The sequence below is a fragment of the Salmonella sp. SAL00653 genome, assembly GCF_046552515.1.
GTDB classification, from domain to species: domain Bacteria; phylum Pseudomonadota; class Gammaproteobacteria; order Enterobacterales; family Enterobacteriaceae; genus Salmonella; species Salmonella enterica.
The window spans coordinates 143,310-160,270 of the sequence record NZ_JBGDTY010000009.1; the positions used below are offsets into that span (position 1 = coordinate 143,310).

14 protein-coding genes and 1 pseudogene are annotated in these 16,961 nt (G+C 52.9%); 6 read left to right on the forward strand and 9 right to left on the reverse strand.

Annotated features, from left to right (window positions below; all coding sequences use genetic code 11):
- Positions 1-41: 41 nt before the first annotated feature.
- Positions 42-1,400 (reverse strand): maltoporin, encoded by a 1,359-nt coding sequence (locus ACLJRU_RS12500; RefSeq protein ID WP_000973642.1) that lies wholly within the window; start codon positions 1,398-1,400, stop codon positions 42-44.
- Positions 1,401-1,488: 88 nt separating this feature from the next.
- Positions 1,489-2,598 carry a maltose/maltodextrin ABC transporter ATP-binding protein MalK gene (gene malK / locus ACLJRU_RS12505; RefSeq protein ID WP_000179176.1) on the reverse strand — a complete coding sequence of 370 codons (1,110 nt, stop codon included), beginning with the start codon at positions 2,596-2,598 and terminating at the stop codon, positions 1,489-1,491.
- A 361-nt stretch (positions 2,599-2,959) separates the two neighbouring features.
- On the opposite strand from malK, the gene malE reads away from it, so the two are divergent.
- The 3 genes from malE to malG all read left to right on the forward strand — a co-directional run bounded on the left by malE (position 2,960) and on the right by malG (position 6,731).
- A complete protein-coding gene (malE, locus tag ACLJRU_RS12510) occupies positions 2,960-4,150 on the forward strand; it encodes a maltose/maltodextrin ABC transporter substrate-binding protein MalE (RefSeq protein ID WP_000695415.1) in 1,191 nt (396 codons plus the stop codon).
- A gap of 131 nt (positions 4,151-4,281) precedes the next feature.
- A complete protein-coding gene (malF, locus tag ACLJRU_RS12515; protein ID WP_000382570.1) occupies positions 4,282-5,826 on the forward strand; it encodes a maltose ABC transporter permease MalF in 1,545 nt (514 codons plus the stop codon).
- A gap of 14 nt (positions 5,827-5,840) precedes the next feature.
- On the forward strand, positions 5,841-6,731 hold the full coding sequence (gene malG, locus ACLJRU_RS12520; protein ID WP_001252085.1) for a maltose ABC transporter permease MalG: 891 nt from the start codon (positions 5,841-5,843) through the stop codon (positions 6,729-6,731).
- A 165-nt stretch (positions 6,732-6,896) separates the two neighbouring features.
- Here malG and psiE read toward each other — a convergent pair whose 3' ends face one another.
- The 6 genes and pseudogenes from psiE to pgi all read right to left on the reverse strand — a co-directional run bounded on the left by psiE (position 6,897) and on the right by pgi (position 13,312).
- Positions 6,897-7,307 (reverse strand): phosphate-starvation-inducible protein PsiE, encoded by a 411-nt coding sequence (psiE, locus tag ACLJRU_RS12525; RefSeq protein ID WP_000982749.1) that lies wholly within the window; start codon positions 7,305-7,307, stop codon positions 6,897-6,899.
- Between the two features lie 142 nt (positions 7,308-7,449).
- Positions 7,450-9,546, reverse strand: coding sequence for a YjbH domain-containing protein (locus tag ACLJRU_RS12530; protein WP_001541299.1), 2,097 nt, complete (start codon positions 9,544-9,546; stop codon positions 7,450-7,452).
- Positions 9,546-10,278 (reverse strand): annotated as a pseudogene (locus tag ACLJRU_RS12535) (capsule biosynthesis GfcC D2 domain-containing protein). The gene ACLJRU_RS12530 and the pseudogene ACLJRU_RS12535 overlap by 1 nt, the downstream one beginning before the upstream one ends.
- On the reverse strand, positions 10,275-10,913 hold the full coding sequence (locus ACLJRU_RS12540; protein ID WP_000824806.1) for a YjbF family lipoprotein: 639 nt from the start codon (positions 10,911-10,913) through the stop codon (positions 10,275-10,277). The pseudogene ACLJRU_RS12535 and the gene ACLJRU_RS12540 overlap by 4 nt, the downstream one beginning before the upstream one ends.
- A gap of 63 nt (positions 10,914-10,976) precedes the next feature.
- Entirely contained in the window at positions 10,977-11,219 is a 243-nt protein-coding gene (yjbE, locus tag ACLJRU_RS12545; protein WP_001541297.1) for an exopolysaccharide production protein YjbE, read from the reverse strand.
- A gap of 443 nt (positions 11,220-11,662) precedes the next feature.
- Positions 11,663-13,312, reverse strand: coding sequence for a glucose-6-phosphate isomerase (pgi, locus tag ACLJRU_RS12550; protein WP_023235458.1), 1,650 nt, complete (start codon positions 13,310-13,312; stop codon positions 11,663-11,665).
- Between the two features lie 344 nt (positions 13,313-13,656).
- Here pgi and lysC point away from each other — a divergent pair, with 344 nt between their 5' ends.
- Positions 13,657-15,006, forward strand: a complete 1,350-nt coding sequence (lysC, locus tag ACLJRU_RS12555; protein WP_001541295.1) for a lysine-sensitive aspartokinase 3 — start codon at positions 13,657-13,659, stop codon at positions 15,004-15,006.
- A 131-nt stretch (positions 15,007-15,137) separates the two neighbouring features.
- On the opposite strand, the gene ACLJRU_RS12560 is transcribed toward lysC, so the two are convergent.
- Positions 15,138-15,485, reverse strand: a complete 348-nt coding sequence (locus ACLJRU_RS12560) for a Mor transcription activator family protein (RefSeq protein WP_000615249.1) — start codon at positions 15,483-15,485, stop codon at positions 15,138-15,140.
- Between the two features lie 574 nt (positions 15,486-16,059).
- On the opposite strand from ACLJRU_RS12560, the gene ACLJRU_RS12565 reads away from it, so the two are divergent.
- Both ACLJRU_RS12565 and ACLJRU_RS12570 read left to right on the forward strand, forming a co-directional pair.
- Positions 16,060-16,347, forward strand: coding sequence for a putative holin (locus tag ACLJRU_RS12565; RefSeq protein ID WP_001226439.1), 288 nt, complete (start codon positions 16,060-16,062; stop codon positions 16,345-16,347).
- Positions 16,348-16,349: 2 nt separating this feature from the next.
- Entirely contained in the window at positions 16,350-16,955 is a 606-nt protein-coding gene (locus tag ACLJRU_RS12570; protein WP_001541293.1) for a lytic transglycosylase domain-containing protein, read from the forward strand.
- Positions 16,956-16,961 lie beyond the last annotated feature (6 nt).

Consider the following 16,961-nt stretch of genomic DNA (forward strand, 5'->3'; position numbering starts at 1 on the left):
AGAGGGGCTTGCGCCCCTCGTTACGTCAGATGACCATCGTATTACCACCAGATTTCCATCTGGGCGCCGAAGGTCCACTCATCGCTATCGCCACGGCTGTTGGTGGAAATGCCGGAGTTAGTCGCTGCGGCATAACGGGAAATGTTATCGCCGTCTTTGATATAGCCCCACTTCTCATCCCATTTTGCGTAGGTGGCGAAAATACGGATAGCCGGACGCGACCAGATGCTGTCGCCCGCCTGCCACTGTTGCGCCAGGGTGATTTTATATTGATTGTTACGATCGCCGGTCTGCTGAGATTTCACGTTGTCGTAGCCGACTTCCAGCAGGGTACTCATGATTGGCGTCCACTTGTACATTGGACGTACGCCCACGGTCCACCACTCAGTACCCAGGTTATTATCCCAATCGATATTCTGGTACATACCGACGTACATCAAATCCCATTTATCACCAAGCGAGATGGCGCCATGATCCAAAATACGCCACATATCGCCATTATTATTGATGACCTTATTGGCATAATTAATTTTGGTTCCATCAGGTAATTCTTCAGTGAAAGATGAAGAACCGTCGGAACCGCGCGCCTGGCCTTTACCCTGCGTGGTCATGGCATCGGTGGCATATTGCACGACAAACTTGTTATAGCCTTTCAACATGCTTTGCGTATGTTCGGCGGTGAACATCCAGCCGTCTTTCGATGCCCCATCCGCCAGCTTATAACCATCGGTCGTATTGGCGCGACCGTAATCAACGCCCAGCTCCAGTACGCCGTCCGGGTTCGTTTGCAGACCAGCTAGACGTACGTCAAAGACGTCGTTAGCGGTATCTTTCACTTCATCATAAATATTCTGGCTGCTGAAGGTGTAAGAGCCGCCCGCTTCAGTAGAGCGGGTCGCCGCCAGTGAAAGCTTACCGAAGCCCAGATCGATATTTTCGATACCTGCGCCAGGACCTGAAATATCCCAGTAGTAGAAGTCGATCATGTGTACGTCATGACGCTGATAGAAGCGCTTACCGGCCCAGATGGTAGAGCCCGGCAGCCATTCAATCAGGTTTTTACCCTGCACGTTCGCTTCGCGGAAGGCGGGATCGGTCGATTCCCAGTCGTTCTGCTGATTAACCGAATAGGCGACGTTGGTGTCGAAATAGAAGCTCTTATCGCCCTCTTTCCACACTTCCTGGCCCAGTTTCAGTTCCGCATAGGTTTCACATTCGTTACCAAGACGGTATTTACTTTGGGCACCCGTTGCCTGGAAACACTGTTGTTCGCCGCCGCTTCCCGTCCAGCCAATACCGGAACGGGCGTAACCGTGGAAATCGACAGCCATTGCCTGAGCGGACATTACGCCCGCTGCGACAGCAACCGCCAGTGGGAGTTTGCGCAGAGTAATCATCATTCTATCTCCTGAGATCATTGCTTTTCTTTAAACGCTGCCACCTTCTAAAACTGCGAATGGTTTTGCGTTTCGTTTTTTTATGGAGGCCTTAAACACCCGGCTCTTGATGCAGACGACGACATGCGCTGCCATCCTCGCGGAACAGATGACAGCGCTCTGGCGGCAGGCCGATAGCGAATGTGGCGCCCTCTTCTACCAACACCACGTCATTCTGGCGATAAACCAGGTTTTGACGGATGGCGGGGATCTGGATATGAATTTGTGTTTCGTGCCCTAACTGCTCGACCACCTGGACTTCGCCTTCCAGGGTGACATCGGCGATATCGCTCGGCAGCAGGTGTTCCGGCCGAATGCCTAAAGACATATTGGCGCCGACCTGCACGCCGCGACTTTCGACCGGCAGCCAGATTTGCTGGCGATTCGGCAGTTCGACCTGGACTTGTTCAATCGCGGTGGCGGTCACTTTCACCGGCAGGAAGTTCATCTTCGGCGAGCCGATGAAGCCCGCGACAAAACGGTCCGCCGGATAGTGGTACAGCTCCAGCGGCTTACCGACCTGCGCGACGCGACCGGCGTCCAGCACCACGATTTTGTCGGCCAGCGTCATCGCCTCGACCTGATCGTGGGTGACGTAAATCATCGTGCGGCCCAGACGTTTATGCAGGCGAGAAATTTCAATGCGCATCTGCACGCGTAGCGCGGCATCCAGGTTAGAGAGCGGTTCATCCAGCAAAAACACACGCGGCTCCGCCACCAGCGTGCGGCCAATCGCTACGCGCTGACGCTGCCCGCCGGAAAGCGCTTTTGGCTTACGTTCCAGCAGATGCGCCAGTTGCAGCACTTCCGCCACCTGGTTGACGCGTTGATTCATTACCTCTTTTTTGGCGCCCGCCAGCTTGAGGCCGAAAGACATGTTTTCTGCAACGGAGAGATGGGGATAGAGCGCATAAGACTGGAATACCATGCCCACGCCGCGCTCGGCAGGCGGAATATCATTCATACGGGTTTCCCCGATAAACAGGTCGCCACTGGTGATGGTTTCAAGCCCGGCGATCATACGCAGCAAGGTCGATTTACCACAGCCTGACGGTCCGACAAACACCACGAACTCCCCGTCATGGATATCGAGGTTAATATCTTTCGATACCACCACGTCACCCCAGGCTTTCGTTACATTTCGTAGCTGTACGCTCGCCATGCCTTTCTCCCTTCGTTACAACCTGTCATTGACAGCAACATTCATGATGGCCTGACTATGCGCGATCCCTGACTGGGGTAAATCCTCCACCCCCCGGCTTTTTTATGGGGGAGGAGGCGGGAGGATGAGGACACAGCGCCTGAGACCACGAGTGCGGGCAGAAAAGGAATTTCGTGATGCCGCCCGCAAAAATCGGCGTGTTTTTGTGTGCGCCAGCACGCATTACTCACATTTATGCAACACAGATCACATAAAGCCGGGGTGGGGCGTAGGGGCGGGGAGGATGGAAAGAGGTTGTCGTATAAAGAAACTAGAGACCGTTAAACCACCTCTGTGTACATCACCAAAAAGGATGGGAGATATGAAGATTAAAACTGGCGTAGGCATCCTCGCATTATCCGCACTTACGACGATGATGATTTCCGCCCCGGCTCTCGCCAAAATTGAAGAAGGTAAACTGGTTATCTGGATCAACGGCGACAAGGGCTATAACGGTCTGGCCGAGGTCGGTAAAAAATTTGAGCAAGACACCGGCATTAAAGTGACCGTTGAGCACCCGGATAAGCTGGAAGAGAAATTCCCGCAGGTGGCAGCCACCGGCGACGGTCCTGACATTATCTTCTGGGCGCACGACCGTTTTGGCGGCTACGCGCAGTCTGGTCTGCTGGCGGAGGTCACTCCGGATAAAGCGTTTCAGGACAAACTCTATCCGTTCACCTGGGATGCGGTACGTTATAACGGCAAGCTGATCGCCTACCCCATCGCCGTTGAAGCCCTCTCCCTGATTTATAACAAAGACCTCGTCCCGAACCCGCCGAAAACCTGGGAAGAGATCCCGGCGCTGGATAAAGAGCTAAAAGCGAAAGGGAAGTCGGCGATAATGTTCAACCTGCAAGAGCCGTATTTCACCTGGCCTTTGATCGCCGCTGACGGCGGTTACGCGTTCAAATTTGAAAACGGCAAGTATGACGTGAAAGACGTTGGTGTCGACAACGCCGGCGCGAAAGCGGGCCTGACTTTCCTGATCGATATGATCAAGAACAAAAATATGAGCGCCGATACCGATTACTCCATCGCCGAAGCGGCCTTCAATAAAGGCGAAACGGCAATGACCATCAACGGTCCGTGGGCATGGTCGAACATCGACAAGAGCAAAGTCAACTACGGTGTCACCCTGCTGCCGACCTTCAAAGGCAAACCCTCGAAACCGTTCGTCGGCGTGCTGAGCGCGGGGATTAACGCTGCCAGCCCGAATAAAGAGCTGGCGAAAGAGTTCCTCGAAAACTACCTGCTGACCGATCAGGGTCTGGAAGCGGTGAACAAAGATAAACCGCTGGGCGCCGTGGCGCTGAAATCTTTCCAGGAGCAGTTAGCGAAAGACCCCCGTATCGCCGCCACCATGGATAACGCCCAGAAAGGCGAGATCATGCCGAATATTCCGCAGATGTCCGCCTTCTGGTATGCGGTACGTACGGCTGTGATTAACGCCGCCAGCGGCCGTCAAACCGTGGATGCCGCGCTGAAAGATGCACAAAGCCGTATCACTAAGTAATGCCGCGAGCCTGTGCCGGATGGCGGCATAAATGCCTTATCCGGCCTACAACACACCGTAGGCCTGATAAGCGCAACGCCATCAGGCACATCTCCGGCCAGGAAGTTTCAACGCTGTAGAGGAAAATCCCCATGGATGTCATTAAAAAGAAACACTGGTGGCAAAGTGACCAGCTTAAATGGTCAGTAATTGGTCTGCTGGGCCTGCTGGTGGGTTACCTTGTAGTTTTAATGTACGTACAAGGGGAGTATCTGTTCGCCATCATGACGCTGATTTTAAGCTCTGCTGGCCTGTATATTTTCGCAAATCGTAAAACCTATGCCTGGCGCTACGTTTACCCTGGCCTCGCCGGCATGGGGCTATTTGTGCTATTCCCGCTGGTGTGCACCATCGCTATCGCCTTTACTAACTACAGCAGCACCAACCAGCTCACCTTTGAACGCGCCCAGCAAGTGCTAATGGACCGTTCTTATCAGGCAGGAAAAACCTATAACTTCGGTCTTTACCCGAGCGGCGACGAGTGGCAACTGGCCCTCACCGACGGAGAAACGGGCAAACATTACCTGTCTGACGCATTTTCCTTCGGCGGCGAACAAAAATTACAGCTGAAAGAGACCGATGCCCTGCCGGGCGGCGAACGCGCCAATCTGCGGATAATCACCCAGAACCGTCTGGCGCTGAACCAGATAACCGCCGTCCTGCCGGATGAAAGTAAAGTAATTATGAGCTCGCTACGTCAGTTTTCCGGTACTCGTCCGCTGTACACACTGGCTGATGACGGCCTGCTGACCAATAACCAGAGCGGCGTAAAATACCGGCCAAACAACGATAGCGGTTATTATCAGTCGATCAACGCCGACGGAAGCTGGGGTGATGAAAAACTCAGTCCTGGTTATACCGTTACTATCGGCGCGAAAAACTTTACGCGCGTCTTTACCGACGAAGGGATCCAGAAGCCCTTTTTCGCTATCTTCGTCTGGACCGTGGTCTTTTCGGTCCTCACTGTGGTGTTAACCGTGGCGGTTGGGATGGTATTGGCCTGCCTCGTACAGTGGGAAGCGCTGAAAGGTAAAGCTATCTACCGCGTCCTGCTGATTCTGCCCTACGCCGTACCGTCGTTTATTTCAATTTTGATTTTCAAAGGGTTATTCAACCAAAGCTTTGGTGAAATCAATATGATGCTGAGCGCGCTGTTCGGCATTAAACCTGCCTGGTTCAGCGACCCCAACACCGCGCGGGCAATGGTGATTATCGTGAATACCTGGCTGGGCTATCCCTACATGATGATCCTGTGCATGGGACTGCTGAAAGCGATTCCGGATGACCTGTACGAAGCCTCCGCAATGGACGGCGCCGGTCCATTTCAGAATTTCTTTAAGATCACCTTACCGCTGCTGATTAAGCCGCTAACGCCGCTGATGATCGCCAGCTTCGCCTTTAACTTTAATAACTTTGTCCTGATTCAGTTATTGACCAACGGCGGGCCAGACCGTCTCGGCACCACCACGCCTGCCGGTTATACCGATCTACTCGTCAGCTACACCTACCGTATCGCCTTTGAAGGCGGCGGCGGTCAGGACTTCGGTCTGGCGGCGGCCATTGCCACGCTGATCTTCCTGCTGGTAGGCGCGCTGGCAATAGTGAACCTGAAAGCCACGCGTATGAAGTTTGATTAAGGGAGATAATAACAATGGCTATGGTCCAACCCAAATCTCAGAAACTGCGTCTCCTCATCACGCACCTGGGGCTGCTGATTTTCATCGCAGCGATTATGTTCCCGCTGCTGATGGTCATCGCTATCTCGCTACGTGAAGGGAACTTCGCCACCGGAAGCCTGATCCCGGACAAAATCTCCTGGGAACACTGGCGGCTGGCGCTGGGTTTCAGCGTGGAACATGCGGATGGTCGGGTAACGCCGCCTCCCTTCCCGGTCCTGCTGTGGCTGTGGAACTCGGTGAAAATCGCCGGTATTACCGCCATCGGCATCGTGGCGCTCTCCACCACCTGCGCCTACGCTTTCGCACGAATGCGTTTTCCAGGTAAAGCAACACTGCTCAAAGGGATGCTGATTTTCCAGATGTTTCCGGCGGTTTTGTCTCTGGTAGCGCTGTATGCGTTATTTGATCGCCTGGGACAATACATTCCATTTATCGGTCTGAATACGCATGGCGGCGTGATCTTCGCCTATCTTGGCGGCATTGCGCTGCATGTCTGGACGATTAAAGGCTACTTCGAAACTATCGACAGCTCGCTGGAAGAGGCCGCTGCGCTGGATGGCGCAACCCCGTGGCAGGCATTTCGCCTGGTGCTGCTGCCGCTTTCCGTACCGATTCTGGCGGTGGTGTTTATTCTGTCGTTCATCGCGGCGATTACCGAAGTTCCGGTCGCCTCGTTGTTACTGCGCGATGTGGACAGCTATACGCTGGCCGTGGGTATGCAGCAATATCTCAACCCGCAAAACTACCTGTGGGGCGACTTTGCCGCCGCCGCCGTCCTTTCTGCTATTCCTATCACCCTGGTGTTCCTGTTGGCGCAACGTTGGCTGGTCAACGGCCTGACGGCTGGGGGTGTGAAAGGTTAAGTTTTATCGAAGTACCTGCCCGGCAACGGGCAATGCCACTGCCCTCAACTTATGTTATCCCCACTTATGGTCGTATTTTGGCGCTCTTCGGAGCGCTTTTTTTATGCGTTATAGACAGCGGCTAATTTATTGCCACGCCATACGTCCGTTACGGTGTGGCGACGCCTATTCTCGCCGTAGTCGGTTCGAATTACATAACCACAACGTGATAACCAACAGGAGGATCGCCGCCGAATAGAGTAATACATCCATTGGCGTTTTATGATCGACAATGATCAGACGCACAATCGCCGTGATCCCAATGTACACGAAATAGCGCAGCGGAAAGTGAAGGCCAGACTTAAAGTACTTCACAATCAGCGCAATAAATTCGAAATAAAGAAAGTAGATCACCAGCCCTTCCACCAGTTCATATTTGCTGGCTTGCTCAGGCGCAAATAATGCATCCGCCAGATGAACCGTCTCTTTACCGAGAAAAACGACCAGGATCAGACCGAGGGTAAGCAGCCCCAAATTTAGTACGTTTTGTAAAATCGTGGCGATAAACTCAAGACGTGAGCGCGATAATGGCATCATAACAGCCCCCTCTTTCTCTGCGGCGAGGTTTCTGTATAACGCACAAATGTGACGGGCATCTATATTTTTTATTTATGTTTATATTTTGTTCAATAAGATAATTTGCCGGATAGCGCCGTAAACGCCTTATCCGGCCTGAGTATTAACGGAAATTTACGCTCCTGTCACTGGTCATATCATACAGGCCAAACTTACGGCCAAGCTGTTGACCACCGTCACGCGTCAGCGGCGTCCAGCCAATTGCCGCACGACTTCGGGTTGGGCCGGACGAGAAGATATCCAGCGGCACGGAAACATATACGCCTTTGGTAAAATCCCCTTCCCCATATTTATCCGGCGACGCATCGGTAATCGTCGCGTAACCGCCGACAACGACGCCGCTATCGAAGCGTTTGGCGATCTCCAGCGTACCGCCTTTATCGCCCGCCAAATACTGACCAACGCTGGCTTTCACCAGCACATCCTGGGCGAACGACGGCGTCCAGTATGCGGTCAAATGTCCGGTCTTCACGCTGTAATCGGTAAACTTCATCATATCCTGCGCGCTACGCCAGTCACGCTGTTTCACGTAGTTGGCATCCAGACCAAACGCCCAATTGCTGTCTACCGGGCGATACAGGACTTCCGCCCCAGCACCGCCAAACATGGTCTCCAGATAACCGCCGTAGACCTGCCCATAGAAACCATTGCCAAAATACTGGAAGTAGTTGGCCTGTAGGTTATTCACATAAACATCGTTCTGCACATACTCACGGACATGCGTACGCACCCGCGGCAGATGCGAGTCCTTCGGCGGATTGGTGTAGTTAAATTTGTCGTAGTTGTTGGCGATATTGGCAAACACGCTGCCCGTGGTGAGCAGATGATCTGTGACCCACAGATCCGCGGTTCCCATTACGCCCAACTGATACATATAGAAGTTTTCCGGGCCGCCTACCGACTGATTCAGCACGGGATCAAGATGAAAATCAACGCGCGACTTGTCGATATACCAACCCTGTTCAGTACTCTCTGGCACGATCGGCTCCACGCGTTTTTGCGCCAGCGGAGTTTCATGTCCCAGCGGTTCGCCTTCCAGATGGCGTTTCAGGCTGGCGACATCGGTTTCAGTGGTGACCTGCGGCAGATTAAGGCGGTTTTCCGTCACGCGGATCGTGCGGATCCCCTCCGGCAGATCGTTCATGACGATCCGGTTAGCGCGCACGATCCCTTCACGGGAGTCGCGGTACTTCACCTGTTCACCGGTAACGTATAGCGTATCGCCTTTGACCTGGATTTTCGGGTCCGCCAGACCGGCATTATATTTCAATAACGTTAATTGATTAGCCACTACCGAATGTTGCAGGATGGCATCCTGCGGCTGTGGTCGGTATTGCGGGCGTGAATTGTCATGATACGCGGGTCGTAAATCGTTGAAATTGGTGCGCAGCGTAACGCCAAACATAAAGGTGTTGCCGCGCTCGTAGCTGAGGTTAACGTCGGCCCAATCGGTGACGCGGTAAATGGCGCCGACGTTAAACTTGCTCTTCTGCTCCAGTTTACCCGCAAAATCCTGCTGATAATTATTGCCTTCATACTCCAGCTTCAGGCGTAGCGGTTGCCACGGGGTCTGATATTCCACGCCGCCAAACAGTGAGGCCGGGCCGTGAAACATATCGCTACCGTCGACGGAACCTGCCTCTTTATAGCTGTTATCACGCGAACAGAATTTATCACTATACGAACAGAAAGGATTAGACACATTGCCGCTGGTGCCAAGATAGCCCCAGCCGAGACCTAATGAAAAATCAAATGGCCCCCAGGCCTTACTCGCTACAATATATTCCGCATCAAACAGCCCCGTCCCGCCGATATCGCGCGCGCCAACCGCCACCTGCGGCATCCAGTAACTCTCTTCCCACAACCGCAGTTTCACATCAAACGCTTTATCTTTGTAAGTCTGGTCGCCGGAGAATGATTCCACGTTGCTGTACTTTTTCGTACGGACATCGGTATAGCGCAACGTGGTTTCCAGCCACGGGAAAAGCTGAACCGAAGCCGAGTAGTAGCGGTACTGATCGTTATCGCGATAGTTCAGGCTCATCTCCCCTTCACGCGCCATACGCGCTGTCGGCGTTTGCAGCAGGCCCACGCCGCCAAAGTCAGATTGTGAAGGCCCAACAGGGGCTGGATATGTTTCGGCATGGCAGGCCGCGCTAATACCCAGCGCCAGCACGCTGAGCAGATGTGTTTTTTTCATTATTCCGGTATCCGCTGCGTCAGGGTATGAAGAATGTCGGCATTCATCGCCTCCGGCGTGCCGCGCCAAAGGGAATCGGCAAAACCGACAAAAATAATGCTGCCGGGCATCGGCTCGATATGACGCTTATTCCAGTAAGCCACCGGCGCTTTTTGGCTGCGTCCATCAGGGTAAACCACCCAGGCATAGCTACGATCCGCGCCGCTGAGTAAGCGCTGATCCTCAAGATAACTGGCGACGTCCCGCCCAGGGAGGCTGGCTGCCCGGCTGGCTAATCAAGCCAAAGAGCGTCACCTGCGTGGGTTGCGGCCCGACCCAGAGCGTGTAGTGACCTTGCAGCGGCGGGTTACCTCGTTCGCTCACCCGCACCACGTCAGGATCAAGATTCACGAATTGTCTGCCCGTCACCTTCACCGCCTGAATCTGTCGGCGTAGTGTGTTTATTGCCCCCGCCGCATCGCCATCTTCCTCAGCGCTGAGCGCCGCCAGTCGCCCGAGAAGTTCCTGCTGCTGTTGACGCGCCGTCACGGTCGTCTGTTCTTCGCCTATCACCGCCGCAGGCCACCAGCTCGTTGCCAGGCGCGGCTGTCCGACTAAATCGAGCAGACGCTCAGCGTCTGTCAGCGTTTTAGGCTCGCTATTACCTTGGGTAAAAACGGTAACAGTGCCGCTGGCAAAGGCGGATGACGCGATAAAGGCCAGCGCCAGCGCGCTTATCGTCCTTTTCATCATGATTTTGCCGCCTTAATCAGCGTGGTTTTCACCGGAAAGTAATTCGCGCCCAGATACTGTTCCGTCTGGCGAATTTGGCCTTCGCTATCAACCCAGTAGCGATTGCGCCAGCGCGTTTGATCGGTCGTCACTTCTTCATCTAACACCCGCACGGCGGTCTCTTCACTGCCGACGTTCACGCTATCGGTCCCTCGCCATGTAAAAACGGAGCGGGCGGTGGCGTAACGCACCTGGCGATGTTCGGTCCAGCCCAGGGTGCGAGTCCAGGTCGCGCCATCGATAATCTGTCCTGGTTTCGCCAGCGGGTCGGCCGCCAGATTATTCACATCGATCAGGTTGTCACCGCTGAGCAGAGTTTTGACCAGACGGCCATGCTGCGTCACGATCGTCGCGCCATCCTGCGTCACCCATTTCTGCTGCCCGTTTTCCGAGAAAGCGAGCACCACAAACAGTTGAGGGCCGCCGTTAAGCTGCATGTACTGGCTGGCATACGGCATGTTTTGAATATCGTCATCCGTTAGCTGTACGCCTGGCGTACCGAACAAACTGTCCCACAGTGAATCGCCCAGGCCTTTAGTGGTGGCCGAACACGCCTGTAATAGCAGGCAAATCAGGATAAGTGCGAGTCGCTTCACGACGCTTCTCCAGAGGGGCAAAATAACCACACCGGAGTGTGGTTATGGTTAAACATACCGATACTACTGGGTACTGGTGGTCGTGGTGGTCGTGGTCCCGGTATTGGAACCATCGCCGCCGCCGGTTGCCGCTAACGCGACGCCCACCGCCGAACTTACGGTGCTAACGCTGGTAGCGGAGGAGCTTCCCGCCGATACCGACGTCGCTGCCGACCCTGCCGCTTCACCCACCTGAACGGGGGCTGCCGAGACAGATGTCGCCGCAAGCGCGGTTATGGCAAAAATGCCATACAGTACTTTTTTCATCATAATTTCCCTTCATTGAATGAATGGAGATTTACCCAAAAGAATTTCGGGCGCTACCGAGTATACACAACCAAAGCAGGCGGATTATGCCCGGGAGAAATAACATCGAAGTTTTAGGATAATTAAACTTTAAAGAAGTAACGCCTACATTATTTAATTAACAAACAAATAAAATCAATAAGTTAAAATTAAACTAAAAGACATCAGCATCCGTATAATCTGAAAATAACGCAGAGTGATTTTCTGGTTATTGCTTATTTTAGGATTAAGCTCAATATAAAATTGTGGGGATAAAGACGGACAAGCGGAATTATCTTATAAAAAAAGCCGATGTGAATATCGGCCTTTTTATTATCTTATTCTCTTTTTGCCGGATGGCGGCGAAACGCCTTACCCGGCCTACAGACGCTATGCATTACGTAGACCGGATAAGCGCAGTGCCATCAGGCGCGCCAGGCTTTATAACGGTTAATCAGACCGTTAGTAGAGCTATCATGGGACGAAATAGCTTTATCATCGCCCAACTCCGGCAGAATACGGTTAGCCAACTGTTTACCCAACTCAACGCCCCACTGGTCGAAAGTAAAGATGTTCAGGATGACGCCCTGCGTAAAGATTTTATGCTCATACAACGCAATCAGTGCGCCCAGGCTGAACGGCGTAATTTCGCGCAGCAGGATAGAGTTGGTCGGGCGGTTGCCTTCAAACACTTTGAATGGCACAACGTGTTCAAGCTGCGCCGGATCTTTCCCCTGATCGCGATATTCCTGCTCAACCACCTCGCGGGATTTACCAAACGCCAGCGCTTCGGTCTGCGCGAAGAAGTTAGACAGCAGCTTCTGATGATGATCGGATAGCGGGTTATGGGTGATAGCCGGGGCGATAAAATCACACGGCACCATTTTAGTACCCTGGTGAATCAATTGATAAAACGCGTGCTGACCGTTGGTGCCTGGTTCGCCCCAGATAATTGGGCCTGTCTGGTAATCCACGGCGTTGCCGTTACGGTCAACGTATTTACCGTTGGATTCCATGTTACCCTGCTGGAAGTAGGCGGCGAAACGGTGCATATACTGGTCGTACGGCAGAATGGCTTCGGTTTCCGCGCCGAAGAAATTGTTGTACCAGATGCCAATCAACGCCAGCAGAATGGGTAGGTTTTTCTCCGTCGGAGTGGTGGAGAAATGCTTGTCCATCGCGTGCGCGCCGGAAAGCAGCTCGACAAAGTTGTCGAAACCGACGGACAGAATAATGGACAGCCCGATGGCAGACCACAGCGAGTAACGACCACCGACCCAGTCCCAGAACTCGAACATATTGGCCGTGTCGATACCAAATTCGCCGACCGCTTTGGCGTTGGTGGAGAGCGCAGCAAAGTGTTTCGCCACGTGTTTTTCATCGCCTGCAGTTTTCAGGAACCAGTCGCGCGCGCTGTGGGCGTTGGTCATGGTTTCCTGGGTGGTGAAAGTTTTAGAAGCGACCAAGAACAGCGTGGTTTCAGGGTTCACTTTCTTCAGCACTTCAGCGATGTGGGTGCCATCGACGTTAGAGACGAAGTGCATGTTCAGATGGTTTTTATACGGACGCAGCGCTTCGGTCACCATGAACGGGCCGAGGTCGGAACCGCCGATACCGATGTTCACCACGTCGGTGATGGCCTTACCGGTGTAGCCTTTCCACTGACCGGAGATAATCGCTTGCGAGAAAGTTTTCATCTTCTCAAGCACGGCGTTCACTTCCGGCATCACATCTTTGCCGTCCACGATGATCGGCGTATTGCTACGGTTACGCAGCGCCACGTGCAGCACGGCGCGGTCTTCGGTGCGGTTGATCTTCTCGCCGGAGAACATGGATTTAATCGCGCCGGCCAGATCGGTCTCTTTCGCCAGATCCTGTAATTTTGCCAGCGTCTCTTCGGTGATGCGGTTTTTGGAGAAATCCACCAGCATCAGATCGTCAAACGTCGCGGAAAATTTAGCGAAACGGTCGCTATCGTTCGCGAAAAGCTCAGCGATCGTAACGTCTTTCATTTCATCGTAGTGTTTCTGGAGCGCCTGCCAGGCAGAAGTCTGCGTTGGATTGATGTTTTTCATTAGCAATACTCTTCTGATTTGAGAATTGTGACTGGGATCGATTGTAACGCCAGTCACAGAAAAGTGTGATTGTTTTAGTGCCGTTGCCCCAGGCACTGTCGAATGAGGATAAAAAGTATATACCCTAAATAATTCGAGGTGCAGAAAGGCGGCAAATGGGTATCGGGGTTATAAGCGCTGTTACTGAGCCTAAACTCAGCATAAAAAATCCGCATAATCCCAACGTTGACAGTCCAGGCCACAACTTTTATTTATAAATACGTTACTTGCATTTGCGCCTGCACCGGTTTCTGTTCTGCCCTTGTGCCATGGTCGCGTTTTTCATTTCCTGACACGAGGTTGATATGACAGAGATCGTTGTTTCCAAATTTGGCGGTACCAGCGTCGCTGATTTTGACGCCATGAACCGTAGCGCGGATATCGTACTTTCCGACGCCAATGTTCGTTTAGTCGTGCTTTCCGCGTCTGCCGGCATCACTAATCTGCTGGTGGCGCTGGCCGAAGGGATGGAGCCTGGCGAACGTTTCGCTACGCTCGACGCCATCCGTAAAATCCAGTTCGATATCCTTGATCGTCTGCGTCATCCGAATGTCATTCGCGAAGAGATTGAACGCCTGCTGGAAAACATCACTATTCTGGCGGAGGCGGCATCGCTGGCGACATCGGCAGCCCTGACCGATGAACTGGTCAGCCACGGCGAGCTGATGTCTACCCTGCTATTTGTTGAGATCCTGCGTGAACGCGACGTACAGGCCCACTGGTTCGACGTGCACAAAGTGATGCGTACCAGCGATCGCTTTGGCCGTGCGGAACCGGACGTCGCAGCGCTTGCGGAACTGGCCGCGCAGCAGTTGCTCCCGCGCCTGAGCGAAACGTTGGTCATTACTCAGGGCTTTATCGGCAGTGAAAGCAAAGGCCGCACCACGACATTAGGCCGCGGCGGCAGCGACTATACGGCAGCGTTGCTGGCTGAAGCGCTCCACGCCGCGCGGGTTGATATCTGGACAGATGTGCCCGGTATTTACACCACCGACCCGCGCGTAGTGCCTGTCGCGCAGCGAATTGATGAAATCGACTTTGAAGAAGCGGCGGAGATGGCAACCTTCGGCGCAAAAGTATTGCATCCAGCCACCTTACTCCCGGCCGTGCGTAGCGATATCCCGGTCTTTGTTGGCTCCAGTAAAGATCCGCAAGCGGGCGGTACGCTGGTGTGCAATAAAACCCAAAACCCGCCGCTGTTCCGTGCGCTGGCGCTGCGCCGCAATCAAACGCTATTGACGCTGCACAGCCTGAATATGCTGCACTCGCGAGGTTTCCTGGCAGAGGTGTTCGGCATTCTGGCGCGGCATAATATTTCGGTAGATCTGATTACCACTTCGGAGGTGAGCGTCGCGCTGACGCTGGATACTACCGGCTCCACCTCCACGGGCGATACGTTACTGACCCAATCCTTATTGATGGAGCTTTCCGCGCTGTGTCGGGTAGAAGTCGAGGAAGGACTGGCGCTGGTCGCGCTGATTGGCAACAACCTGTCAAAAGCCTGCGGTGTTGGTAAAGAAGTGTTTGGCGTCCTGGAACCGTTCAACATTCGCATGATTTGTTACGGCGCCTCCAGCCACAATCTGTGCTTCCTCGTGCCGGGAGACGATGCCGAGCAAGTGGTGCAAAAGCTGCATCAGAACTTATTTGAATAAATCGCCCTGGCTCGACAGCGGGTGAGCGCTATCAGGCAATACGCTGCCGGATAACGACGCAAGCGCCTTATCCGGCCTGTCGCAGCTCCCGGCGTATAGCGCTTGTCGCTATACGCCATACCCGATATCGCTTACAGCATACGCCGCTGGTGCTGTTTTTCCGTGTGGACCCGCTTAACGATTTTATAGATCCACTGCAGTGTCAAATTGTACTTTTTGGCCAGCTCCGCATAATTACGCCCATCGCACTCGCTGTAAATCTGATAATCCCGTTCCGAGACCCGGCCAGAGATACCTTTGGGGAAATAAATGCTTTGCCCGCCCCAGTTGCGCATCATTCTGTCAGCAATTGCCTGACCGGCATTTTCGGCTGACGCGCTATCAATATTCATGCTTTCAATAAGCACCTGCGACGCATGAAACGCCAGATCGTTAATAATCTCCGGAAGCCGAACCATTTCTTTTGATTTCTGAATCATATTTTATCTCCATATCCAGCACCATGCTTCCCGTGACGGCACCAAAAAGGGAAGCGTAAAAAACGGTGCAATAACTACCTATCAATATATTCAAAATATATATAAATATTTACTATCAACGGCATTTAATTATAAATTAAAAGAATATATATCGCTTTCAATTTATAATATGTATTTATTTTATAGGTGAAGTAAGCCTTCACTGATGTCATCATTTTACACAATACTGTATGTATATACAGTTAGTTTTTTGCATTTTTTTCTGCGTTCGATCAAAAAGATCGCTTTCCTCACGATCGCGTGAATTTTTAAACTGACTTTAAAAATCAATAAGATAATTTTAATTAAAGATTATTATGACGCAGCAATACCGCCATCGTAGCCTGCCACAGACACATACTGACTCTCCGCAGGCAGCCTCTACCCCCTGCCCCGAAAGCTTTATTTATTCGTTTATTTGTTGGCATTTGACACCATGCGCTAAACATTTTTTAAAGTTATTTATTAAAGCCCTTTTCGTTCTTCCGCTATGGGGAAAAGCGATACTTCTCACTCAATTATCAGGAGATAGAGTATGCGAAAAATTATTGTTCCCCGACTTTCCGGCTGGCTGATTGCCTCTGTCGTACTGTTTGCGCTTATCGGCTGGACATCATCAGCGCAAATTCCGGTCGTCATCTATAAACTCAGCCTGGTTTCGTTATCAGCGGTGCTGGGTTACTGGCTCGACCGTAGTCTTTTCCCCTGGGCACGTCCCGACTCCTTTTGCCCCTGGGAAGAATCGCTGTGCTGCGCCGCGGCGATGATTCGTCGCGCGATCATCGTTGCGGCAATTTGCCTTGCCGTCGCGCTGGGGCTGTAACGATGCGTTATCAATACGTATGCCTGGTCTGCGCTATGACTTTCTTGTCTGCCGACGCTGCCGAACCGCCGCGCGCTTCTCTGCAATGGCGAAACGAAGTGATTCGTACCGCGCGCGAAATCTGGGGGCTTAACGCCCCCGTTGCTAATTTTGCCGGGCAACTACATCAGGAATCCGGCTGGGCGCCTGACGCGCTTTCTCCGGCTGGCGCGCAGGGTATGGCGCAATTTATGCCCGCAACGGCAAAATGGGTAAGCCAGTTGTACCCAGCGCTTCGCGAGAACAAGCCGTTTAATCCCGCCTGGGCGATACGCGCGCTGGTACAGTATGACCGCCAGTTGTGGAAAAGCGTGTTAGCAAAAAATAGCTGCCAGCGAATGGCTTTCACTCTGAGCGCCTATAACGGCGGGCAAGGCTGGGTGAACAGAGATAAAAAGCTGGCCGCCGCAAAGGGGTTGGATGCATCCATCTGGTTTGAACATGTAGAACGCGTTAACGCCGGGCGCAGCGCCGCGAACTGGCGCGAGAATCGTCACTACCCCAAAGCGATTTTATACCAACATGCTCCCCGTTATTTGCAATGGGGGCAGGCTAGCTGCATTCATTAATCAGAG